At 71.1% G+C, this 22,945-nt stretch carries 18 protein-coding genes; 6 read left to right on the top strand and 12 right to left on the bottom strand.

Annotation, left to right across the window (positions count from 1 at the left end):
* Positions 1 to 4 precede the first annotated feature (4 nt).
* From eccB to ABZX10_RS10790, 4 genes are read right to left on the bottom strand one after another with little or no spacing between them, the layout of a single operon-like run.
* A complete protein-coding gene (gene eccB / locus ABZX10_RS10775) occupies positions 5 to 1,606 on the bottom strand; it encodes a type VII secretion protein EccB (RefSeq protein ID WP_355538585.1) in 1,602 nt (533 codons plus the stop codon).
* Entirely contained in the window at positions 1,599 to 3,530 is a 1,932-nt protein-coding gene (locus ABZX10_RS10780) for an AAA family ATPase (protein WP_355538588.1), read from the bottom strand. Before ABZX10_RS10780 ends, eccB begins: the two co-directional genes overlap by 8 nt.
* The gene (locus ABZX10_RS10785; protein WP_355538591.1) at positions 3,527 to 6,595 is read right to left on the bottom strand and encodes a hypothetical protein; all 3,069 of its coding nucleotides are present in this window, start codon (positions 6,593 to 6,595) and stop codon (positions 3,527 to 3,529) included. The genes ABZX10_RS10780 and ABZX10_RS10785 overlap by 4 nt, the downstream gene beginning before the upstream one ends.
* A gap of 54 nt (positions 6,596 to 6,649) precedes the next feature.
* Positions 6,650 to 6,955: a hypothetical protein gene (locus tag ABZX10_RS10790; RefSeq protein ID WP_355538594.1), complete on the bottom strand. Its 306-nt coding sequence runs from the start codon at positions 6,953 to 6,955 to the stop codon at positions 6,650 to 6,652.
* A 491-nt stretch (positions 6,956 to 7,446) separates the two neighbouring features.
* Between ABZX10_RS10790 and ABZX10_RS10795 the strand changes: the two genes are divergently transcribed.
* Positions 7,447 to 8,667, top strand: a complete 1,221-nt coding sequence (locus ABZX10_RS10795) for a hypothetical protein (RefSeq protein ID WP_355538597.1) — start codon at positions 7,447 to 7,449, stop codon at positions 8,665 to 8,667.
* A 4-nt stretch (positions 8,668 to 8,671) separates the two neighbouring features.
* Here the strand turns inward: ABZX10_RS10795 and ABZX10_RS10800 are convergent, their stop codons facing one another.
* Positions 8,672 to 10,015, bottom strand: coding sequence for an ROK family transcriptional regulator (locus tag ABZX10_RS10800; protein ID WP_355538600.1), 1,344 nt, complete (start codon positions 10,013 to 10,015; stop codon positions 8,672 to 8,674).
* 442 nt (positions 10,016 to 10,457) lie between these two features.
* Between ABZX10_RS10800 and ABZX10_RS10805 the strand changes: the two genes are divergently transcribed.
* Both ABZX10_RS10805 and ABZX10_RS10810 read left to right on the top strand, forming a co-directional pair.
* Entirely contained in the window at positions 10,458 to 11,993 is a 1,536-nt protein-coding gene (locus ABZX10_RS10805; protein ID WP_355538603.1) for an ATP-binding cassette domain-containing protein, read from the top strand.
* Positions 11,994 to 12,044: 51 nt separating this feature from the next.
* On the top strand, positions 12,045 to 12,866 hold the full coding sequence (locus ABZX10_RS10810; protein WP_355538606.1) for a Fic family protein: 822 nt from the start codon (positions 12,045 to 12,047) through the stop codon (positions 12,864 to 12,866).
* Here ABZX10_RS10810 and ABZX10_RS10815 read toward each other — a convergent pair.
* The 3 genes from ABZX10_RS10815 to ABZX10_RS10825 all read right to left on the bottom strand — a co-directional run bounded on the left by ABZX10_RS10815 (position 12,854) and on the right by ABZX10_RS10825 (position 15,982).
* A complete protein-coding gene (locus ABZX10_RS10815; protein ID WP_355538609.1) occupies positions 12,854 to 14,011 on the bottom strand; it encodes a crosslink repair DNA glycosylase YcaQ family protein in 1,158 nt (385 codons plus the stop codon). The two genes, ABZX10_RS10810 and ABZX10_RS10815, sit on opposite strands and share 13 nt — an antisense overlap.
* Positions 14,008 to 14,403 (bottom strand): NUDIX domain-containing protein, encoded by a 396-nt coding sequence (locus tag ABZX10_RS10820; protein ID WP_355538612.1) that lies wholly within the window; start codon positions 14,401 to 14,403, stop codon positions 14,008 to 14,010. Before ABZX10_RS10820 ends, ABZX10_RS10815 begins: the two co-directional genes overlap by 4 nt.
* A gap of 169 nt (positions 14,404 to 14,572) precedes the next feature.
* Positions 14,573 to 15,982 (bottom strand): L-serine ammonia-lyase, encoded by a 1,410-nt coding sequence (locus ABZX10_RS10825; RefSeq protein ID WP_355538615.1) that lies wholly within the window; start codon positions 15,980 to 15,982, stop codon positions 14,573 to 14,575.
* 32 nt (positions 15,983 to 16,014) lie between these two features.
* Here ABZX10_RS10825 and ABZX10_RS10830 point away from each other — a divergent pair, with 32 nt between their 5' ends.
* Positions 16,015 to 17,088 carry an adenylate/guanylate cyclase domain-containing protein gene (locus tag ABZX10_RS10830; RefSeq protein ID WP_355538618.1) on the top strand — a complete coding sequence of 358 codons (1,074 nt, stop codon included), beginning with the start codon at positions 16,015 to 16,017 and terminating at the stop codon, positions 17,086 to 17,088.
* A 52-nt stretch (positions 17,089 to 17,140) separates the two neighbouring features.
* Here the strand turns inward: ABZX10_RS10830 and ABZX10_RS10835 are convergent, their stop codons facing one another.
* Together ABZX10_RS10835 and ABZX10_RS10840 are read right to left on the bottom strand one after the other, a co-directional pair.
* Positions 17,141 to 17,458 carry a helix-turn-helix transcriptional regulator gene (locus tag ABZX10_RS10835; RefSeq protein WP_068745334.1) on the bottom strand — a complete coding sequence of 106 codons (318 nt, stop codon included), beginning with the start codon at positions 17,456 to 17,458 and terminating at the stop codon, positions 17,141 to 17,143.
* 10 nt (positions 17,459 to 17,468) lie between these two features.
* A complete protein-coding gene (locus ABZX10_RS10840; protein WP_355538622.1) occupies positions 17,469 to 18,806 on the bottom strand; it encodes an MFS transporter in 1,338 nt (445 codons plus the stop codon).
* 91 nt (positions 18,807 to 18,897) lie between these two features.
* On the opposite strand from ABZX10_RS10840, the gene ABZX10_RS10845 reads away from it, so the two are divergent.
* Positions 18,898 to 20,265 carry an MFS transporter gene (locus ABZX10_RS10845; RefSeq protein ID WP_355538782.1) on the top strand — a complete coding sequence of 456 codons (1,368 nt, stop codon included), beginning with the start codon at positions 18,898 to 18,900 and terminating at the stop codon, positions 20,263 to 20,265.
* A 27-nt stretch (positions 20,266 to 20,292) separates the two neighbouring features.
* Here ABZX10_RS10845 and ABZX10_RS10850 read toward each other — a convergent pair whose 3' ends face one another.
* The gene (locus ABZX10_RS10850; RefSeq protein ID WP_355538625.1) at positions 20,293 to 21,204 is read right to left on the bottom strand and encodes a LysR family transcriptional regulator; all 912 of its coding nucleotides are present in this window, start codon (positions 21,202 to 21,204) and stop codon (positions 20,293 to 20,295) included.
* Positions 21,205 to 21,287: 83 nt separating this feature from the next.
* Here ABZX10_RS10850 and ABZX10_RS10855 point away from each other — a divergent pair, with 83 nt between their 5' ends.
* Entirely contained in the window at positions 21,288 to 22,244 is a 957-nt protein-coding gene (locus ABZX10_RS10855) for an EamA family transporter (RefSeq protein WP_355538628.1), read from the top strand.
* Here ABZX10_RS10855 and ABZX10_RS10860 read toward each other — a convergent pair.
* Entirely contained in the window at positions 22,147 to 22,920 is a 774-nt protein-coding gene (locus ABZX10_RS10860) for an alpha/beta hydrolase (protein ID WP_355538631.1), read from the bottom strand. The two genes, ABZX10_RS10855 and ABZX10_RS10860, sit on opposite strands and share 98 nt — an antisense overlap.
* Positions 22,921 to 22,945 lie beyond the last annotated feature (25 nt).

Here is a 22,945-nt window from a genome sequence, read left to right on the forward strand (position 1 = left end):
TCCCTCATTTCGTGCCGCGTGGATCGAACTTCGCGACGACCGGGTCCTGCGCGCCGCCATCGTGTTTGATGGAGGCGCTCGCCTGCGACAGCGTCGGCCCCTGCGCCAGGAGGCTCACGATGGTCCACGGCGCAGGAACCGGGTTGCGCAGGCCCAGCGCCTTCGCGGTGGATCCGACCTCGTTCGAGCCCTGATCGTCGATGCCGAAGCGGATCCCGGTGTCGGCGATCCAGAACTCGCCGCTGTGCTCCCGCGAGTCCTGCGCGGAGCCCGTGGCGTACACGTACCGGCCGCTGTTCGCCGGCAGGTAGACATCGTCGGCGACGGTGCCCGCCGATCCGGCGGCTCCGATCAGCGGGATCCGGGCCCCGTTCTGCTCGGGGGTCAGTGGCAGCCCGCTGGAGACCAGGACGCTCAGGGACGCAGTCGGTTTGTCGCCGTCGTGCGCCCAGGCCAGACACGTGACAGGGTCGGCGGTGGTGTCCTCGATCCGCACCTTGCCCGCCGGGAAGTGCTCCACCGCGATCCGGCCGCCCACCTTGGGCCACTGGTTCGCCTTGGCGGCCTCGGTCTCCACGACGCCGCTCTTGACGGGCGAGACCGTCTGCAGGATGGCGGCGGCGGTCTGCCCGATCTGCTGGATGCCGTCGGCGGCGACGACGTAATAGGTCCAGCTCCCGTCGACGGTCGGGACTCGCAGCGTCGTTCCCACGAGCAGCTTGTCCGAGTTGGGGAACCGCACCGGCTTCCCGAGGTCGCTGATCGGCGGGACGTCGATCGGCTCGCGCGCGGCGAGGGCGTTGAACAGGCCCGCGGACATGGGGATCACGCGTTGGTCGATCGAGATCCCCAGGGTCTCCCGGATCGCGGAGTTGCCGAGGTCGAGCCGTGCGCGACCGACGACTCCGTCGTGCTCGTAGACGAGCCAGGTCTGGCCGTCGAAGGTCGCGAGGCGGGCGCGGTCGCCGGTCAGTTCGTCCGTACCGTCGGCGGGCGTCGGTTCCCCGCCGATGACGGTCACCTTCACGTCCGAGGTGGCGGTCGTCGGAAGGCCGGTCGACGGATCGAGCGGCACAGCCGATCCGGTCGCCGTGGTGTCGCAGACGGTCCACCGCGAGGAGGTGCTGTCGGAGTTGCGGATCACCGTGGGGGCGTATGGAATCCCGACCATCGGTCCGCGCGGCAGCTTCTCGATCTCCGACGACTTGGCCTGCACCGGCTTCGCCGGGGACCCGATGATCAGCTGTCCCGAGACCACGTTCGGGATCGGGCTGAGCGCGCCGCCCACCTTCACGTACAACGCACCGGTCTGGCTGTCCTGGATGATGTCGCCGTCCTTGACCTTGCCCGCGGGGAAGATCACCGCCCCGATGACGCAGCCCAGCACACCGATCAGGCCGGCGGCGAGGGCGATGTACAGGGGCGAACCCTGGTACTTCTTCACGTCGTCGATCCACCGCGTATCGCGGCGGACCAGCGCCTCCTCGTTACGGCGCTGCAGGTACGCCTCGCCCGACTTCTGGTACTTCGAGGTGAGCCGGAATCCGCGGACCCGCTCCTGCAGGCCCGATTTCGTGTTCGACGGGTCCGGGGTCGTCTCAGCCATTCGCCTCCGCCTGCCATTCCGCCAACAAGTGCCACTCCGACCACGGGAAGTTCGGGGATACGCGCAGGGTCTCCTCGTACGCGAGCCGGACGTCCTCCAGCTCGACGGTGCGCAGCAGGGCGCGCTTCTCCTCGGTCGAGAGCATCGAGCGGTCGATGGCGCTCACCCGGAAATCGCGGAAGCCCCGTGCGCCCGAGATGACGGTGCGCATGAAACGCGCATTCGACATGAGGTCCACACCGGAGCACATGCGCCCCTTGAGATCCAGGGCGCTGACCTCGGCGAGCCGCTTGTTGTGCTCCTCGAGATAGGCGCGCACACCCTCCCCCAGCTCCTCGCGACTCCTCGCCGCCACCGACTCCGCGATCGCCACCAACTCGTCCGGGGAGAACGAGCTGAACGAGATCCGCGTCGGGAACCGCAGCGGGAGTCCGGGATTCACCTGTAGGAGACGGTTCATGTCATCGTCGTACCCGGCGAGCACGACGACCACCTTCTCGCGCAGCGGCTTGTCGCCCTCGTTCTCGATCCGCGCCAGCAGCGCCTCGAGCGCCTCGCGACCGAAGCGCGAGGCCTGGTCCTCGCCGTCACCCGCGACGAGCCCGTACGCCTCGTCGAGGAAGAACAGGCCGCCCCGGGATTCATCGATCAGCTTGTTGGTACGGATACCCGCCTGCCCCACGTAGCCCGTCATCATGTCGCTGGGCTGGTGCTCGAACACCTCGGGACGGGCGATCACGCCGAGCCCGTAGTACAGCTTCGCCAGGATCCGCACGCCGGTCGTCTTGCCGGTGCCGGGCGGGCCGGTGATGATCGCCGACAGGCGCATCTCCTCCTCGCTGTACTCCTCCCCGAGCTCCTCGCTGAGCAGCTTGCGCTCCCGGTCCATCTCGACCTTCGACGCGAGACGACGGATCTGCGACTTCACGTCGGGGCTGCCCACGAGCCCGTCCAGTTCGCGCCAGGCGTCGGCCAGGACGGCATCGCGCTGCCGATCCAGCGTCTCCTGCTCGATCTCCTGCGCGGTCGTACCCGACGACGGGTTCCACGGGTCGGTGCGGGTCGTCATCGACTGCGCGGTGACCACCTCCAAGGATCTCCCGGTGGCCGCGTGGTCCAGATCGGCGCGGTTGGAGATCCACGCACGGGCGTCGCGCACCAGCTTGACGGCGCCCTCCTCGTCGCCCGTGGCGCGCAGGGCGTACGCCTGCGTGACGATCAGACTCGCCTGCACGAGTTTGAAGTCCTCCGACGCGAGCGCGGTCCTGGTCGCGGACAGCGCCTGGTGGGCGTCGCCGGTCCCGACGAGGGCCCGCGCCGTCAGCGCCGTGACCCCGAGTTGCCAGAACCGGACGGCACCGTCGGTCTCGGGCGAGACCCAGAGCGGCTCGCGGCCGTCGGACACCGTCGAAAGGACATCGGGCCAGCGGTGCGCGAGGCCCAGCAGACAGATCCACAGGTAGCGGAGGTAGTTCCGCTGCGCCGGCGAGTCGGCGGTCACCTCGCGCTGCAGACGCGTGAGTTCCCGCGCCGCCTCGGCGAGGAAGCCGGCCTGGGCGAGGATCACCGCTGCGCCGGCACGGGCGTAGGTCACATCCGTGACCGGCATCCCGAGCTCGACCACCCCCATCTGCACGGGGATCTTGAGCCCGAGGGCACCCTCGGTGGGATCCACGACCATGCCGTTGCGCCGCAGTTCCGCACCGAAGTTGCGGGCGGAATCGAGCAGCCCGCGAGCGGCTGCGGGATCGCCGAGTCGGGACCTGTCGACGGCCATCAGGCCCATCCATGCATCGCACATCGTGGGGTCGGCCTCGACGGCGAGACGGAAGGCCTGAGCCGGCTCCTTCGTATCGGTACGCGCCGCGAGCGATCGCAGCCCGAGCGAGAAGTACCGCTGGGCAGTCGGATTCGATGTCGTCATCGTGCCTGAGTCGAGTCCTGGTCCTGGCCCGCGAGGAACCGGGCGAACGTCCATGCGTAGAGGGCCGACTCGACGTCGCCGTACGCCGCGGCGAGGGTCGTGACCACGATCGCGCGTTCGATCATGCGGTCCCGCAACCTGCGGGCATCGGGCGCACTGCGGAACAGATCATCGGCCGAGGCCGGGATGCGATCGAGGCGGAGGACGTCGCCGAGCGCCTGCTCGTCCCGGTTCAGCTGGTCGAGCACCGCAGGCGGTACCTCCCCCTTCGCCTCGAGGAAGCAGCGCGCATCCAGCCGGGCGGCCTCGATCCCGATCGCGTGTTCCGGGGCGATGGCCAGCGACTCCAGGTCACGCACGAGTGCCCGGGCCTGACGACCCGCCTCGTCCGAGTTCAACGACCGGATGTGCTGCAGCCGAGCCGGCGAGACAGTGGCCTCGAGCCTGCCGCGGCCTCCCGGGAGGAGGATGCCCGGTCGATCGACACCGACGACGTTCTCGGCGCCCACGACCGCGCTGTACACGCGGCTCGGGTGAGTGGTGGCGACGGCGGTGAGCGAGTACTCCTCGAGCGTGGCGTACTCGATGAGCAGACGCACCGGGTCGTCGATGGCCGCCCAGCGGTAGCCGGTGGGCATGTTCCAGACGACGCGCGCGCCCGCGGGGATCACCACGCCCGGCGGCAGCCAACCCGCGTCCGACGTCGTGACGACCATGATCGTCTCCGCGTCGTTCTCGAGCAATCCCGCGGCCCAATGGAACCCCGAGTCCGGGCCGTGCGGAGAGCCGCGCAGCGAGCCGAGGATCGAGGCGACCGCATCGTGGACCTGCTGCACAGCGGGGGACGCCCGCTTCTTCAGCACCAGCGGTTCCGTGCGACCCAGGATCGCCGGTCCGGTGGCGAGCACCGGCGGGGCCTTGGGTGCGACCGGGGCCGCGGGCTCCGCCGGCGGCTCCACTGCCGCGAGTTCGTCCGCGGCCGCGGCTACGGCGAACGGCACCGGCGCGGCGGCGACGGGGCTCCTGCCCGCGGCCTTCATCAGGTCGGAGAACTTGACCGCCTTGACCGTCGACCGCACCGGGCGCTGTGGCCGGACGGGCTCGGGCTCGGGGTCGACCGCGGCTTCGGGGTCGACCGCGGGCTCGGGGTCGACCGCGGGTTCGGGCGCGGCTGCCACCTCGACGGCGTCGACGTCCGTGCCGGAAGCATCGGCCGCATCGTCGACGGAGCCGTCCTCGATTCCGGCACTGCCGATCTCGGCCTCGTGCTCGTCGACCACGGTCTCCTCGCCCGCGATCTCAGCGTCCTCGTGCTCGTCGTCGTGCTCGTCGTCCGCGATCTCGTCGTCCGCGATCTCCACGTCAGCCGCGGCGGGATCCTCCACACGATCAATGGTCTCGACGGAGACGTCCGCAGGGTCCACGGACTCGTCCGGCGCACCCTGGCCGAGATCGCGCACATCGTCGACGTCCTGCGCCGAGGGCTCGACGCCCGTCTCGACCGCGTCCCGCTCGATCTCCTCGGTCGGCCCGACGGCCGCGGCCGCCTCGGGTGCGCGCGACGACGGCACCGTCGGGACCGCTCCCGCGCCCGCCCACGCACCGGTGGACGGCACACGTCCGAACGCGAGGAAGTCGTCGTCGACCGCGGGCGCCGGAACGGACCTGGCCCGGTCGGCCAGGGGAAGCGCGGCGGGGGCCTCGTCGACCGCCTGCGCCACTACCTCGTCCACGACCGGGCTCGACGCCGGAATCGGCACGAACTGCGCCGGCGGCATGATCGGGATCGGACCGCTGGACGCCGCAGACGGCTCGGCGCGCACGGCTGCCGCGGAGTTCCCGTTCGCCGCGGGCGTTCGCCCGAAGGCCAGAAAGCCGTTCATCAGCGGTTGCGGCACCACCGCGTCGTCAGCGGACGGTAGCGAGCGGGCCGTGGGCACCCTGCCGAGGTCGATGAAGCTGTCGACAGCGGCCGGCTCGTCGATCTCGGAAACCGGTGCCACGTCGGCGGTGTCGGAGTCGGTCACCTCGGCGACGCCGAGATCGGAGTCAGCCGCGGCGGAAGCGTCCGGGGGCGGGGCATCCTCGATCTGCGGAGCGACGTACTCGTCGGCGTCGACCCCGACGCTCTCCGCCGGCTCGACGACCTCCGCCTCCTGATGCAGCGCGCTCGACGGTGTGCGTCCGAAGGACATGAAACCCAGGACCAGCGTGGTCTCGTCGCCCGAGTTCGCGAAGGCGTTCTGCGCGGCAGCGGCGGCGTCCTGCTCGACGGGGACCGCGACATCCTGCTCGGTGGCGGACGCCGGAGCGGCCGACGCGGTATCCCCGACCATCGCCTCGTGCGCAGTCGTCCCGTTGGTCTGCGCGGCTTCGTCGAACTCCGCGTGACCGTTCCGCTCGGCGTGTCCGTTCTGTGCTGCGCGGGCGTCGCGCACCGCGTATCCGTTGCGGGCCTCGCCGTTGCGGGCGTGCCCGTTGCGCGCGACGCGACCATTGCGTTCGCCGGCCTCCGTGCTGGTGCCGGGCACCCGGCCGAAGGCCATGAACCCGCTGACCAGACCGACGGCGGGCTTCTTCCGCCTGGTGGACTGCTCCGGGGTCGGCATCTTGTCGGCGACCTCAGTGGCCCGCGCCCGGGCCGCCGCGATCAACTCGGCGATCCGGTCGGCGGGGTCGACGCCGGCGACAGCGGACTGTCGCTGCGCGGCCTCGATGTCGGCCTCGACCTGGTAAACGATCTCCGACTGCTCCAGGTTCACCTGCTGCAGGCTGCGCGCCAATTCGCCGAGAGCGTGCGAGACGTGCACGAGCGACTCGCCGACACGGACGATCCCGATGAAGCCCTGAGCCCACTTGCCGGTCTCGGACTCGAGGAACTCGGAGACGTCGACCTCGCCCAGCTGAGCGGTCGCCGTGGTCCCCTCGCTCGCGACGCGGAAGGCGTAGGACGACGCCTGCGCAGCGGACAACGCCCGCGACGCCAGGTCGTCCGGGGTCACCTCGTCCTCCCAGATGCCGTCGAGGAGGACATCGGCATGGGGCGTATCAGGGCGATCGATCACAACGAATCCTCAATCAGGTCGTGCGCGGCGCGGGGGCCGCTGCGAACCGGGTGCTCACGAGGGAGAACCGACCTTCTGCTGGGCGGACACCCACACCGATGAACGCGACGGGGCGGCCCGACCCGACGCCTGAGCGGCGGTCAGCGCCTCAGCGGCCTCGAGCTCGGGTATCACATCGTCGATGAGGTCGTCGATGGTTTCGACGATCCGTTCTCCGTGTGCGCTGGTGGAGCCCACAGAGGAACTGATCGACGTCACAGTCGATCGCAACTGAGCCGTCGCGATGGCCGCACGCGCTTCGATTGCGCGTGCTCCAGCGCTCTGGCCGAGGTTCGCATCGCCGTCCTGGTCGGAACCCATGCCACCCTCCTGTCCTACCCCCGCAGTCGGCACGGAACGCCGCCTGAATTCGTTGTCGCAAAAGAATGTACCACCCGCATTGCAACTGCACTTCTCTGAACTATCGTTTTTGCTACCTCAAGATCGCCTGGTCAGGGCTAGCACGGCGGCACGCGACAATGCCGGTTGTCGGACAATGCACCCCGGTCGACCGAGAAGGCGGCACCCCGTCCCGACCCAACCCACGGCGACCCCCGCGATTCGTCCGTGCGGCAGCCGCCGGTGGGAATCGAGGCCAACCGGGGCTTGCGGTAAGACGCTGTCGGAAAAGGCGTTTCCCAGGGCGATCCCGCGACGACGGGCAGCGCACCCGTGCACTCGGCACCTTCTTCGTTTCCCACCACACCGAACCGAACGGAATTCACGTTGGCAATTCGTTCGGGTCTTCGCAGGATCGAGGGCCCGATGACTCCCCTGCGGGCACGCCTCGCGCCCGTGCCATGCTGTCCGACATGAGCGGAATGCGAGGCACACTCATCGGCGTGTGCACGGCGACCGTCCTCGCGGTCACCGGATGCACGTCGACGGTCGCCGGGACCGCGCAGCCCGACCCGAGCGCGGCGGTTCGACTAGACACCGGCGGGTACCCCACGAGTCCCCGCCTCGTCTCGTCGCGGACCGACCGCAGCGACCGACGGGTGCAGAGCAGCTACGAGCTCTCCGCCCACCTCATCTCCCCGGCCGAGGTCGACAAGTCCTACGACTGGCTGTCGAGCAACGCCCGAACACCGGTCTTCGCGTCGATCACGGCGCTGACCTATCAGTTCGGCACCGCCCAGGCGATCGCACTCCTCGGTGGTGGGGACACCTTCGTAGGAGGAGCGATCTCCGCCCGGCAGACCGACCCGGTCGGCCGCACCAGCGACACGACGTCCGGAATGTCCACGATCACCCTGCGGTATCGAACGGCCGACAACGCGCGGAAAGCGGCCGACCAACTCACGACACTCGCCCGAGCCACTGGCCCCGACCATGCCTTGGACGGCCATCCCGGCGCGTTCGCAGGTCCGCCGATCACCACCGTGGCGCTGCCCACGGTCTGGTGGATGCCGGTGAACGACTACCTGCTCGGCGTCGGCTTCAGCGCGTCAGTGCCGGCCGGCACCGCGCAACAGTTGGCCGCGCGGTGGCTCGCCCTCCAGGTGCCGGAACTCGCGAAGATCACGGTGTCGGCGTCCGACATGCTCGGGCTCCCGCCGGACCGGGACGGGATCATGTCCCTGACCATCGACGGCACTCCGACGATGCCGGACGGCGAGCGTCCCGGCGTCGGGTATCTGTCGCCCCGCGCCTACGCGAACTCCGCGAACGGCAGGTGGACCTCGTCGATGGCGAAGTACGAGCGCGCCGGCGTCGACCTCATCGGCGCCGCCGGAAGCGTCGTGTACCGAACCCGCAGCGCCGCGGACGCGCGCTATCTCCTGGACCTGTCGAACGACGTGACCGCCGAGCCGCAGGCCGAGAGCGTCTCGGCCAAAGAGGCGCCACCGGCCGGCGTGAAGGACGCCTCCTGCGAGTCCTTCGTCACGCGGGCAACCGGAGAACCGCGCAAGGCCTACTCCTGCAGCCTCGCCGTCGGGCGCTACTTCATCACCACGGACGCCGCCAGCACGCTCACCCAGGTGCACCAGCAGGCGGCGGCGAGCCACCTCATGGCGAAGAACGCGAAGTAGCCGACTACGCGGTCACGCGGGCGACGGCGCCGAGCGGATCCGTGTAGACACCGTCGAGCGCGGCCGCGCCGGCGGCCTGCTGCTGGACGCGACCACCAGCACCACTGACCCGCACCGCCCGGCCGGGCTCGGCCGAGGTGGCCTTCAGCGCGGCCGAGACGTGGGGCAGGATCGCGGTGTGGTCGGTGAACGCCTGACCGCCGAGGATCAGGCGGTCGGGGTTGAAGATGTCCGCGACCAGGGCCGCCGCCTCCCCCAGGACGCGGCCGCGTTCGGCGACGATCGCCCGCGCCGTCACATCGCCGGCATCCGCGAGCCTGTGCAGATCGGCGATGGTTCGTACCGGAAGCTTCTGCGCGCGTGCGGCATCCACCACTGCGGTGTCGGTGACGGCGTCCTCGAGCCGGCCAGTGCGCTGGGGATCGAGCAGTTCCACGTTGCGCGTCGGCAGATGACCGATGGTGTGCGGACCGGACTTCGGCGAGTGCACCGCGCCGTGCAGCGCCAGCGCCACGCCCACGGTCTCGCGGCCGTAGACGTACAGCGTCGACCCCTGCGACTCGTAGTCCTCCGACAGGTGCAGCTCGGCGGCGGCCATCGCCTCGACGTGCGGGGCCACGGTCACCGGCAGGCCGATCGCACCCGAAAGACGCTCGCCCAGAGCGACGTCCTTCCAGCCGAGGCGCGGATGGTCGGCGACCACACCGCGGTCGTCGACGCGACCGCCGATCGCGATGCCGGCGCCCAGAACGGTACGGCCGTCCCAGCGCGCCAGGAACCGTCGGGCGCTCGTGGCGATCACCGACAGCACCTCGCCGGGCTCACCGCTCTCGGGCGTCGGGATCTGGATGGCGCCCACGACCTTGCCCGCCACGTCGTGCATCGTCACCGTGCTGACCCGGAACCCGATGTGGATGCCCAGCGCGAGCGGGCCGTTCGGATCCACCTCGAGCGGGAGACGCGGGCGGCCGACGACGCCGCTCGCGGCGCGGTCGGCGCGCTCGCGCACCAAGCCGGCCTCGATGAGTGCGGTGACCTGACGGTTGACGGTGGCCGCGGAGAGCTGGGTCTCGCGGGCGATCTCATCGCGCAGCACGAGGCCGCCGCGACGGATCACGCGCAGCACGGCGGCCGCCGGCTTCTCCGAGACCCGCAGTTGCGGAGCGAAGACGCGAGCCGGGGCGGCCGGCCGCGCCTGCCGCTCGACGCCGGCCGGACGGGCGAGGGGGTTGCGGGGCCGGGTCGTGCGGGCCGCCGCGGGGCGGACCTGGGCGGCGCGGGCCGGCGCCGTACGGGTCGAAGCGGAGACAGAAGCGGGAAGGTCGGCATGAAAATCGATGACGGTCATGGTTCCTCGAAGGTGTGCGTACGCCGCGACCTCCGGGGTTCACCCCGGGCGCAGACGTGAAGATGGAGTTGTCGAACGACTCGACCCGATCGACGGGCCGGCGGGAGTGCGAGCGCAGACGCTCAGCAGCAACACATTCGACAGTGCACGCGAACCATGGGGAGACGGCAACCCAGCGCGACGGTCTCATAACCGACGCGCAGATGGGCCTCAAGACTCCCGGACATGGTTTGAAACTAGCACCACACACCGCGCGCCGCACAAGCGCCACGGCCGGTAGTGGGACGCAGATCACATCAATGGGGCCTCGAAAACAGGATGCGAAGCGCACGCACCGTTGTCTAGACTCAGCCCCATGCTCTCCTGAGACGTCCCCGGACCTGTTCTTCGCGCACCCGCCTCACCCGCCGTGCCGCGCCCCGATGGACTTCAAGGAGCATTCATGGCTACCTCTCTCGCTGTCTCCGCACTCTCCCTGCGTTGGCCCGAAGGCACGACAATCTTCGACGACCTCAGCTTCACCATCCCCGCCGGACGCGCCGCCCTGGTCGGTGCCAACGGCGCCGGAAAGAGCACGATGCTGCGTATCCTCGCAGGCCGGATCATCCCGACCGCAGGTTCCGTGAGCGGCACCGGGGTCGTCGGGTACGTGCCCCAGCACCCGCAGGCGCAGCCGGAGGACACGCTCGCCGACGCGCTCGGCATCGGCGGCACCGTCGCCGCGCTGCGCCGCATCGAGGGCGGCTCGGCCGCGCCCGAGGACTTCGAGGCCGTCGGCGACGACTGGGACGTCGAGGAGCGCGCGACCGCCGTCCTCGACGGCCTGGGCCTGCGACTCGGGGCCCTGGACCGCACCGTCGGGACGCTGTCCGGCGGCGAGGCCACCCTCCTGGCCATCGCCGGGCAGCTGCTGCGCCGGCCCGACACCCTCCTCCTCGACGAGCCGACCAACAACCTCGACCAGCGGGCCCGCGGCCTGCTCACCGACTCGCTCGATCGGTTCAACGGGACCGCGGTCGTGGTCAGCCACGACCTGACGCTGCTCGAGACGATGGACAGCACCGTCGAGCTGTACCGGGGATCCGTCCGCGTGTTCGGCGGGCCCTACTCGCACTACCGCGAGGTCCTCGACGCCGAGCAGGCCGCCGCGGAACAGGCCGTGACCACGGCCAAGGTCGACCTCAAGGCTCAGCGCCGCGATCTGGTGGAGGCGCAGGTCAAGCTGGATCGGCGCGCGCGGTTCGCCGCCAAGGCGGAGGCGGAGAAGCGGGTCCCGAAGATCATCGCGGGCCTGCGCAAGAACGCCGCGGAGGTCTCCGCCGGCAAGCACCGGGGCCTGCACGAGGACCGCGTGGACTCCGCCCGGGACGCCCTGGACGCCGCCAGGGAGGGCGTCCGCGACGATCGGGCGGTCCGCATCGCCATGCCCGAACCGGGCCCGGGACTGCACCGGCTCCAGCTAGACCACGGTCCGCTGCAGGTCACAGGCCCGGAGCGGGTCGCGCTCGTCGGCCCCAACGGAGCGGGCAAGACGACGGTGCTGCGGCGCGCCATCGCCGCCGCCCGCGAGGCCGAGCCGCCGACGGTGATCGGCTACGTCCCGCAGGACGTGCGGTTCGGCGCGGCCGAGGAGGGCTCGTTACTCGACGCGGTCCGGGACGCCCATCCGGACCTCGACGCGCAGCACGCGCACGCCGCGCTCGCCCGGATGCTGTTCCGCGGTAGGCAGTCGGAGCGGATCGTGAACACGCTCAGCGGCGGCGAACGGCTGCGGCTCGCGCTCGCGATCGCCCTACTCGGGGATCCGGCACCGTCGCTCCTGGCACTGGACGAGCCCACCAACAACCTCGACGTCCCGTCCGTGGAACTGCTGGTGGAGGCGCTCAACGCGTGGGAGGGGGCGCTCGTGATCGTCTCCCACGACCGCGCCTTCCTCGATCGGCTCGGTCTGACGCGGGAGGTCGAGATCGGCTCCTGAAAACGGCCGATCCGCTGAGTTCCCGAGGCACCTCCTCGATAGGCTGCCGGGATGGACGTGCTGGGCGAGGCGATCGCGAACAGCGTGCTCGAGGGATGGGCCCCCACCCCGCTGGACGTCGATCGCCTCCGTGCCGTGTCCGACGGTGCCACCCTCGCCCGGTACATCGGCGACGCGATCGCGCGGGCGCTGGAAGCGGCATCGGAGGTCGGGCCGCCCGACCTCATCGACGTGCCGCGAGAGTTCCTCGACACCTTCTACCCCGGCACCCGGATCCTGCGGAACCGCTTCGGCATCCGCGACGCGAGCGTGCTGCGACAGCTCGAATTCGAGGTGGGCACCGCGCAGCAGATCGGCATCGAGACCGGCGCGACAACCATCGCCGAGACCTTCGACGGCGTCCAGCTGGTCGCGATCCACCGTGCCCTGTTCGGCGCGATCTACCCCTGGGCCGGTGTGCGCCGCAGGTACGACATGGGCTTGGGGCATCAGACCTTCTCGGCGGCGCTGATCGACCGGTACCTGGGCGACGCCACGCGCATCCTGCAGAACCGGCTCCCCCACGAGCCCGTTCGACTCCTGGGCGAGGAGCGCGACCGGCGGGTGTACTCGCACCGCGCCGCGGAGGCCTACGCCTATCTCAACTGCGCGCACCCGTTCCGCGAGGGCAACGGCCGCGCGGCCAAGACGCTGCTGCAAGTGCTCGCCACGAGGGCCGGGTACCGGCTGGACTACGGCGCGGTGACGAAGAGGCGGTGGGACGGCGCCTCGCGTCAGTCCGCCCCGGACCAGGGGCACTATCGCCCCGACGCGCACGCCCTGTTCCGGGTGTTCGCCACGATCACGGTGCGCGCCGTGCCTCAGAGCCGGTAGGACTCGAGCCCCAGCCACCCGGCCATCTCGGCGACGGTCTTCTCCAGCGCCGCTTCGGATTCGGGGTCACGACCGCCGGTCTCCCACGACACCGAGTGCACGAGCAGTTCGCCGGCCGCGCGGTCGGCCTTGACGTCGCAGCGCGCCACGATCCGGTCGCCGAACAGGAAGGGCAGCACGTAGTAGCCGTGCACCCGCTTCTCCTTGGGCGTGTAGATCTCGATGCGGTAGAAGAAGTCGAACAGCGCCTCGGCCCGCTCCCGCTGCCACACCACGGGATCGAAGGGCGAGAGCAGCGCCCGCGCGGCGATTCCCCTGGGCCGCTTCGCCTCCGCGTGCAGGTAGACCGCGCCGGACCACCAGTCCGCCTCCACCGGGATGAGTTCGCCTGCGGCCACGAGCTTCTCGACGGCGGGCGCCGCCTGCGCCGTGGACAACCGGAAGTAGTCGCGCAGGCAGCGCACGCTGCCGATGCCGTGCGCCTTCGCCGACTGCCGGATGAGCTCGACGTACGCGTCCTCGTCCGGGACCACGCGCTCGGCGAGCTCTCCGAGCACCGTCGAGGTGGGCGCGTAGAGCCGTTCGAACTGGCTGGTGCGCCCCGCGCTGGTGACCTCGCCCGCATGGAAGAGCACCTCGAGGCCCTCCTTCACCGACGACCAGTTCCAGCCCCAGTGCGTCTTCTCCACCACCTGGTCGTGCTCGAGGTGCGCCTCGAGGGCGCGGGCGGTGATCGGCGGCAGGTCCGCCAGTTCGGCGCGCAACCGGTCGAGTTGGCCGGGGTTGCGCGACTCGTAGCTCGCGAACCGTCCGACCACCCGGTCCGCAGTTCGACGGTGCCGCAGCAGCGGCCAGGTCTCGGGCGGGACCAGCGAGGCCTCGTGCGCCCACGCCTCGACGAGCCGGCGCGGTGCACGATCACGGGCGCGGTCGAGCAGCGCGACGTCGTAGTCACCGAGCCGCGCGAACAGCGGCAGGTACTGGCTACGCGCGACCACGTTGACACTGTCGATCTGGATGAGCTTGAGCCGGTCGATCGTCTTCTGCACCTGCCGCATCGTCGGGGCGGCGTTGCCCGCGAACCCCGACTCGAAGCCCTGCGCAGCCAGGGCGATCCGGCGGGCCTGCGGCTGGGTGATCCTCATGCGCGAGCGAGGTGCGGGAACAGGTACTGCTCGAGCATCGGCGCGATGGTCACGTCGCCGTGGTCGGCCGGGTCCAGCCAGCGCGCCTCCGCGATCTCGGCCGCGGCCCGCGGCTCGACGCGCAGTGCGGTGGCGAACACCGTGGACTCGATATCGGTGTTCGCCTCGTTCGCGGCGGGGCCGCGCCAGGACACCAGGTGGGTGAGGTCCTCGGTCGTCAGAGCGACCCCCAGTTCCTCGTCGATCTCGCGGACCGCGCAGTCGATCGCGGCCTCCCCCGGCTCCAGTTTGCCGCCGGGCAGCATGAACGCGTCGGTGCCGCGTTTGCGCACCGTGAGCACCCGCCCTGCCTCGTCCCGGAAACACACCGCAGCCACCGTCAGCACGTCCATGACCGCCACCTTATCGACGCTCCCTGACAAGAAATCGCCGCGCGTCAGCGAGCGCGTAGACGTGCGCGCGATGGTCGATGTCGACGATGAGCGCGACCTTCGCCGGGAGCCTCCCCCGAGGTGAAGTTCACGTTCGACGTGGTATCCCGCCTTCCGTCCACAGCGTTTCCTAGCACTCCGGCACGTTCACGGCGAGGCCGCCGAGTGAGGTCTCCTTGTATTTCGACAGCATGTCGGCGCCGGTCTGGCGCATGGTCTCGATCGCCTGATCCAGCGAGACGCGGTGCGTCCCGTCGCCGTGCAGCGCGATGCGGGCGGCGTTCACCGCCTTCACCGAGGCGATGGCGTTGCGCTCGATGCACGGGATCTGGACGAGCCCGCCGATCGGGTCGCACGTGAGCCCCAGGTTGTGCTCGATGCCGATCTCGGCGGCGTTCTCGACCTGAGCGGGCGTGGCGCCCATGACCTGCGCCAGCGCGCCCGCAGCCATCGAGCACGCGGAGCCGACCTCGCCCTGGCAGCCCACCTCGGCGCCGGAGATGGAGGCGCGGCGCTTGTAGAGCACCGCGATCGCGGCGGCGGTCAGCAGGTAGTCGCACACCACCTGCTCGCGCCGCGCGGCCAACGACGACCGGAACTTCAGCGCGTAGTACAGCACCGACGGCACGATCCCGGCCGCACCATTCGTCGGCGCCGTGACGATCCGGCCGCCGCAGGCGTTCTCCTCGTTGACGGCCATGGCCGCCACGTTGAGCCAGTCCATGGCGTCGGCACCGTCGGACTCGACGAGCCGGCGGTACAGACCCGGCGCACGGCGCTTCACCCCGAGCCCGCCGGGAAGAATCCCCTCGGATCGGAAGCCCCGCTCGATGCACGCCTCCATGACCGACCAGATGTGCAACAGCCCGGCGCGCACTTCGCGCTCCGCCACCTGCTCGTCTTCGCCCGTCCGGGCACGGCGGAGCGCGATCTCGTTCTCGAGCATCAGCTGCGGAACCGTCAGGCCCGCGCGCGGACAGGTCTCCAGCAGCGCGGCGGCGGTGTCGAAGTCATGGGGAACGCCGGGCGATCCCGCCAGCGGGTTCACCGTCTCCGCGCCGGATTCGCGCTCCACGAAGCCGCCGCCCACCGAGTAGTAGACGGCCTCGTGCTCGGACATCGCATCCCGGTCGGAGCCGACGGCGTCGAACTCCGCGCGGAACCGGATGCCGTTGGTGTGCCGGGGCAGCACGGTCAGCGGGTGCAGCACGATCTGCTCGGCGCACAGGGACACCTCGTCCCGGCCCGCGATCCGCACGGTGCGGGACGCCTCGATCTCCGCGCCGCGCGTGACGACGTAGTCCGGATCCACCGTCTCCGGACGATTGCCCTCGAGGCCCAACAGCACCGCGGCGAAGGTCCCGTGCCCGCGTCCCGTAGCGGCGAGCGAGCCGTAGAGGTCGACGTGGAGGGCGCGCACCGTCGACGGCAGGGAGCGCAGCTCATCGGCGAAATCCGCCCCTGCGCGCATCGGCCCCACGGTGTGCGAACTCGACGGGCCGATGCCCACCGAGAACAGCTCGAACACACTGATCGTCACGCCCTCCAGGGTAGGCCCCATACAGTGGACCCATGGGCGACGCCGAAGAACTCGACATCGACGCTCTGCTCCTGCCGGGCAAACGCAAGTACACCTTCCGTGAGCTCGCCGAGCAGGGCGGCATCGACGTGGAGGATCTCCGCGTGTGGTGGACCTCCGCCGGCTTCGCGGACCTGCGCGACGACGACCAGAAGGCCTTCACCCGCGACGACGTGGCGATCGTCAAGGACCTCGCGGACCTGTTCTCCTTCGGCGTCGTGGAGAGCGATGCGGTGGTCCCGGGCGCGCAGTCCCTCGGCCAGGCGATGTACCGGCTCGCCGAATGGCAGGCCGGCATCGTCCGGACGTACCTCGACAACGCGCAGGACACCGGCGTGAAGGACCCGTCAGCGGGCGTGGCTCGGGTGATCGACAAGATGGAGAACCTGCAGGCCCACGTGTGGCGGCGGCATCTGATCACCGCCACCCAGCGGCTGGTCACTCCCGAGAACGCGGCCGATGTCATGTCCGCGCAGATGGCGGTCGGCTTCGCCGATATGGTCGGGTACACGCGCCTGAGCCGCGGGCTGGCGATCGAGGAGTTGAACACACTGGTCTCGACGTTCGAGGCACGGATGCAGTCGGTGATCTACGGCGGCGGCGGATGGATCATCAAGGGCGTCGGCGACGAGGTCATGTTCGCCGCGGAGAACCCCGCGGACGCCGCCCGGATCGCCCTCGAACTGCAGCAGCCGCACACCTACCCGGAGCTGGACGCGATCGAGATCGAGTTCCCGCAGCTGCGCGTGGGCATGGCGTACGGCGAGGTACTGCAGCGCTACGGCGACCTGTTCGGCAGCGTGGTCAACCTGGCAGCCCGCCTGACCAGCGCCGCCCGGCCCGGGACCGTGCTCATCGACGACAACTTCACGCAGGCGATCGCCGAGGACCCCGGGATCGACACCAAGAGCCTGCGCGCCTACCGCGCCCGCGGCTTCCGGGCGGTGCACCCGCACCTGCTGCGGTACAGCAAGGACGCCGTCGCCGCGAAGGAGGCGGAAGCGGCCGACGCAGCGGCCGCCGAAGCAGAGGGAACCGTCGAGGAGCCTGCGGCCAAGAAGAAGTAGCAGGCCGCGAGCGAGGTCGAAACCACCGATACCGACCGCGGTCGCGGCTCGATCAGGCCGCGGCGAGCGCCACGGGGCGCGGACGCGCGCCGAGCAGCTCGCGGTGCACGCCGCCGACGAACTCGATCATCGATCCGCCGAGGGCGTCGCACACGCTGCTCAGGACCTCCGACGAGGCCTCCTTGCGGCCGCGCTCGACCTCGGAGAGGTACTGCGTGGAGACTCCCGCCTCACCCGCGACCTCGGCGAGGGTACGGCCCTGCCGCGTCCGTTCCTGCCGCAGCACGCGGCCGAACACCTCACGCAGCAGCGGCGGGCGCGCAGCCTCCGCCGACTCGTGCGTCTCGATGCTCGCCACCCCGCTCGTCATACGTTTCACCCTATCCGACGGTGCGCCCGCCGGGCGGAGCGTTCACGGTCGGCGAAACCGGCGCGTCGTCCTCGGGCAACGGATGCTCCAGCTCGTCGCGCGGCATCCGGGCGGCGAGGATCGCGATCAGCGCGAGCGGGATCGGCAGCACCGCCGCGAGCACGAAGGTCGCGGTGAGGCCGATCGCGTGGCTGACCGGACCCGCCAGTGCCAGCGACAGCGGCATGAACACCAACGAGACGAAGAAGTCCAGGCTGGAGACCCGGCCGAGCAGCCGGCGCGGCACACGCCGCTGCAGCAGCGTCCCCCAGATCACCACCGGGGCCTCGAAGACCACGCCCAGCACGAAGCCCGCCGCGACCATGAGCAGGACGTTCGTCGCGGTTCCGTACACCGCGAGCGGCAGTGCGCCGACACCCCACAGGCACATCATCACCGTCAGGTAGCGGCGGGGCAGCCTCCGCGAGGCCATGAGCAGGGCGCCAGCGACGCCGCCGAAGCCGTAGGCCGCGAGGATCATCGAGTGGTCCGACGGTCCGCCGCCGGCGTGGTCCTTGATCGCGAAGGGCAGCAGCACGTCGAGCGGCCCGGCCACGAGCAGTACGAGCAGGCTGGCGAACAGGAGCGTCGCCAGCAGCCACGGGGTGCGGCGCACGTACTGCACGCCCTCCCACAGCTCACGCAACGGATGTCCCGGCTCGTGCCCGTCGGCTCCGTCGGCTCCGGCACCGTCGGGCACGAGAGCGATCCGGGAGACGGACAGGGCTCCGAGGGCGGGAAGGCACCCGGCGACGACGAGGGCGAGACCCGGCGAGTGCAGCGCGATGAGGGCGCCCGCGATCGCCGGCCCGGCGGCCATGGACGCCGCCGGCCGCACCGCGGACTCGTAGCCGTTGACGGCGAGCAGCTCGCCGGGCGAGACGAGCCGCGGCACCAGCGCCGAGTAGGCGGGGAAGTAGAAGCCGGACACCAGGCCGAGGACGACGGTGGCGACCAGCATCATCGGCACCGTCACCGCGTCGGTGAGCACGAGCGCGCCCACGCCCGCGATCGTGATCGCGTTGACGATCTCCAGCACGAACAGGATGCGCTGTTGCGGCAGGCGGTCCGCGAGCACGCCGCCGGCGAGGGTCGAGACGAGCAGGCCCGCGGCGGCGCCGCCGGATACGACGGAGACGCTGGTGGGCGAGCCGCCCATGCGGATGACCTGCCAGACCATCGCGATCATCCACATGCCGTCCGCGATGAGCGCGCACAGCAGCGTCACGAACAGGAACCGGTAGTTCCGGCGCAGCAGCGGGCGCAGCATGCGGGGCACGTTCCAGCGCGCGCCGAGGTCGGTGGACACCCCTCCACGTTGCCTATTCGCACGGGACGAATCAACTGAATTTCCGCTTGCCGTCAACCGCGGTCGAGGTATTAGCGTGCCTGTGGTGAGCATGGATACCGACGCCGAACCGCAGCGCCGCACGAGCGGCCTGCGGTGGTTCCAGGTGGGCTCGGTCGCGCTGATCTCGTTCCTCGCCTTCGAATCCCTCGCCGTCGGCACGGTGCTGCCGCGCGCCGCCGAGCAGTTCGGCGCCACGGCCGAGTACTCGGTGGCCTTCGGCTCCGCGTTCGCTGCCATGATCGTGGCGATCGCCTGGGCCGGGCCGTGGGTGGACCGCAGCGGCGTCCGTCCGCCGCTGGTCGCGGGCGGGATCCTGTTCGTCCTCGGCCTGATCGTGGTCGGCTCCGCGCAGGGCATGAACGCGCTGGCGCTGGGCCGCGCGGTGCAGGGCCTCGGCAGCGGCCTGCTCAGCGTGGTCCTCTACGCCATGGTCGGCCGCCTGATCCCCGCCGACGACCGGCCGAGGATCTTCGCGGCGTTCTCCACCGCGTGGGTGGTGCCCTCGCTGGTCGGCCCCGCGATCGCGGGCCTGACCGCCGATACCGTGGGCTGGCGCTGGGTGTTCCTCGGCATCGCGCTCCCGGCCGTCGCCGCTCTGGGCGCGACGCTGCGGGCCACCGTCGGGCTGGACGAATCCGGCTTCGTCTCCGACGGTCCGCCCGACGGTACGGTCCTGTTCGCCGCCCTCGTGGCGGGTGCGTCGACCGCGGTGGCGCAGTTCGCGGCGCCCCGGGGCGGGGCGGGCTTCCTGGTGCTCACGGGTGCGTGCCTGACGGTGGCAGTCGCCGCGACGCGGCGCATGCTGCCGGCCGGGACCCTGCTGGCGCGCAGCGGGATTCCGCGCCTGGTCCTCACCAACCTGCTCCTGGCCGGCACCTTCTTCGCGGCGGAGATCTACGTGCCGCTGTACCTCGTGCACGTCGACGCGATGTCGCCCTTCGCCGCCGGTTCCGTGATGACGGGTGCCGCCCTGCTCTGGGCCGGCGCCGCGCAGGTGCAGGCGCGGATCCCCGCGTCCGGGCCGGTGCGTCGCCGACTCCCGCTCCTCGGGGCGGCCCTCGTGCTCGCCTCGGTGGCCGGAGTGACCGCGTGCTTCGCCGCCGACGCCCCGTGGCCCGTGATCTTCGTCGCGTGGGCGATCGGCGGTCTCGGCATGGGCCTGACCTACCCGACGCTGTCGGTGCTCGTGCTGGGCGCCAGCGCCGCCGACGAACAGGGCACGAACTCCAGCGCCCTCAAGCTGGCCGATTCCGTGGGCACGGCCCTGGCCATCGCCTGCGCGGGCGCCGTGTTCGCGCAGGTACTGGCATGGGGCCACACGGGATTCGCGGTGACGATGCTGGTGCCCCTGGCCGCCGGAGTGGCGACGACGCTCGTCGCCGCCGGCCTGACGACCGAGAGATCAGCGGATTCCTGATCGACGATCCCGATGGGCGATCGCCGATCAGTGTTCGGCCGATCCTCCGTCCGCCGCCGCCTCGCGGAGCAGGTGCATCGCCCGCCGCACCACGGGGTTACGGCACTCCGAATCCTTGACGTACGCGACGATGGTGCGCCGGGGCGCCGGATTGCAGACGTCGACCGCGACGGTGCCGGGCGGCAACTCCGTCGCGCCGAGACGGGGCAGGACGGTGACCCCCACGCCGCGCGCGACGAACCGCAGCGCCGACGGGTAGTCGGTGGTCTCCACCACGAACCGTGGTGTGAATCCGGCTGCGGCGCAGGCATCGAGCACCGCTTGCCGGCAGGCTCCGCGACGCACGTCGTTGTCGATCCACCGCTCGTGCTCGAGTTCCGACATCTCCACCAGCTCACGGCCGGCGAACTCGTGCCCGTCGGGCACCACGGCCACGTACGACTCGACCACGAGGTCCTCGTGCGAGAACCCCGCGACCGCCGTCGTCTGTGCGTGCTCCTGCCGCACCGCGACCGCGAGATCGGGACGGCGGGCGGCGATCTCGGTGACCTCGTCCTCGATCCGCAGGCGCAGTCGGGTGTCGGGGAACTCCGCGCTCAAGGTCTGGACGACCGCGGGCATCCAGTGCGTACCCGCGGTGGCGAAGACGTTCATGGTGATCCGGCTCGCTTTGCCGGCCCGCAGATCGTCGACCGTGGCGCCGAGGTCGTTGAGGCGGGCGAGGACACCGTCGGCTTCCGTGGCCAGCACCCGGCCCGCGGGCGTGAGCTCGACGCCGCGTCCGACCCGTTCGAGGAGCTTGAGCCCCGTCTCGCGCTGCAGCGCGGCGACGTGCTGCGAGACGGCCGACGGGGTGTAGCCCAGGCTGGCCGCCGCCGCGGCGACCGAGCCGGTGGCGGCGACGGAGCGGAAGATCATGAGCCGGTGTGCGTCGAGCATGAGGGGCCTCCATTCAGTACTACTGAATGGTACTGCAGAAACATTCGCTTGTGCTTACTCCGATACGAGCGCAGGGTCGAGGCATGACGAATCGACTCCCCGCCCTGGCGCTCGTCGCCGTGATGTTCGCGTGGGCCTCCGCCTTCGTGGTGATCCGCGCCATCGGCCCGCACGTCTCCCCGATCGCCATGGCCGAGGGGCGCCTGCTCGTGGGCGCTACCGCGCTCGGCGTCGTCTGGGCGATGAAGGCGCTGTACAACGGCGAATTCCGGCTGCCCCGCGGACGCACGCTCGCGCTGACCGTCGGCTACGGCGCGCTCTGGTTCGCGCTGTACACCGTGCTGGTGAACGCCGCCGAACGACACCTCGACGCCGGCACCACCGCACTGCTCGTGAACATCGCGCCGATCATCGTGGCAGTCCTCGCCGGTTCCTTCCTGCACGAGGGCTTCCCGCCGCTGCTCGTCGTCGGGATCTCGATCAGCTTCGCCGGTGCGGCCGTCATCGCCTTCACGGGGGACGGCAGGCGCGACGGTGCCGGGGTCGCCCTCGCGGCCGCCGCGGCACTGCTCTACGGCATCAGCGTGGTCGCGCAGAAGCTGGTGCTGCGCACCGTCGATCCGCTCACCGCCACCGCGCTGGGCGCGGGAGTCGGAGCGCTCGTGCTGCTGCCGTGGGCGCCCCGGCTGTTCCGCGAGCTGGCGGCGGCGCCGACGAGCAGCACCGTCGGGGTGCTCTACCTCGGGATCGTCCCGACCGCGCTCGCCTTCCTGTTGTGGGCCTACGCGCTGGCGCACACCCCCGCCGGAGTCACGGCCTCGTCGTCGTACGCCGTGCCGGGCCTGTCGATCCTGCTCAGCTGGACGTTCCTCGCGGAGACCCCCACCGCGTGGGGCCTGTTCGGCGGCGCGTTGTGCCTCGCGGGCGTGGCGATCTCACGGATCACCCCGCGACGTCGGCGCACAGCACCGCCGGCCACGCCCGCACGTCCTGCGGCGTCCGGGCGACCGACAACGACGCCCGTGGGAGCGTCCTGCTGAGCGCCTCCGCCGTCGACACCGGGTGTGCCGGATCGTCGATCCACGCGAGCAGCGTCACCGGGATGTCCAGCCGCGCAAGCGCCGCGGGATCCGGCAGGTCGCTGTCGGCGGCACCCCGGAACAGAGCCGGCAGGAGCGCCTCCGGCACGTCGGGCACCGTCGCCGGATGCCCGACGGCGGCCGGCGGCACCGGCGCACCCTCCCCCGCGGCGAGGAACGCCTGCAGCCCGTGGTCCTCGAGGAACGCTGCGGCGGCGCGGTACTCGTCACCCTTCGCGGCGCGGGTCGCCCAGGCCGTCGGCGGCACCATGAGGGTGAGGCCACCGAACCTGTCGGGATCGCGCACTGCGGCGTGCAGCAGCGTGCCCGTCCCCATCGACGGGCCGACGCCGTGCACCCGCTCGCCCGGGAACCACTCGTCGAGGAGCCGCAGGAGGTCGTCGGCGAGGTTCGGCCAGCGGTAGTCGGCGGGGACGGGGCGGCCCGTCGACCGGCCGTGACCGCGGGCGTCGTAGCGCAGTAACCGGGTTCCGCTCAGGCCGCGCCCGAGATCGAGGTCGAGCACCCGGTCCCGGGCCCGGCTCGAGGTCAGCCCGTGCAACTGGACCACGGGGCGACCGCCCTCGTCGCTGTACTCGACGGCGAGGCGGGCACCGGGAACGTCGAAGCTGGTCATCGGCCTTCTCTCGCCGCGCGGAGGG

The organism is Tsukamurella sp. NPDC003166, assembly GCF_040611135.1.
GTDB lineage: Bacteria > Actinomycetota > Actinomycetes > Mycobacteriales > Mycobacteriaceae > Tsukamurella.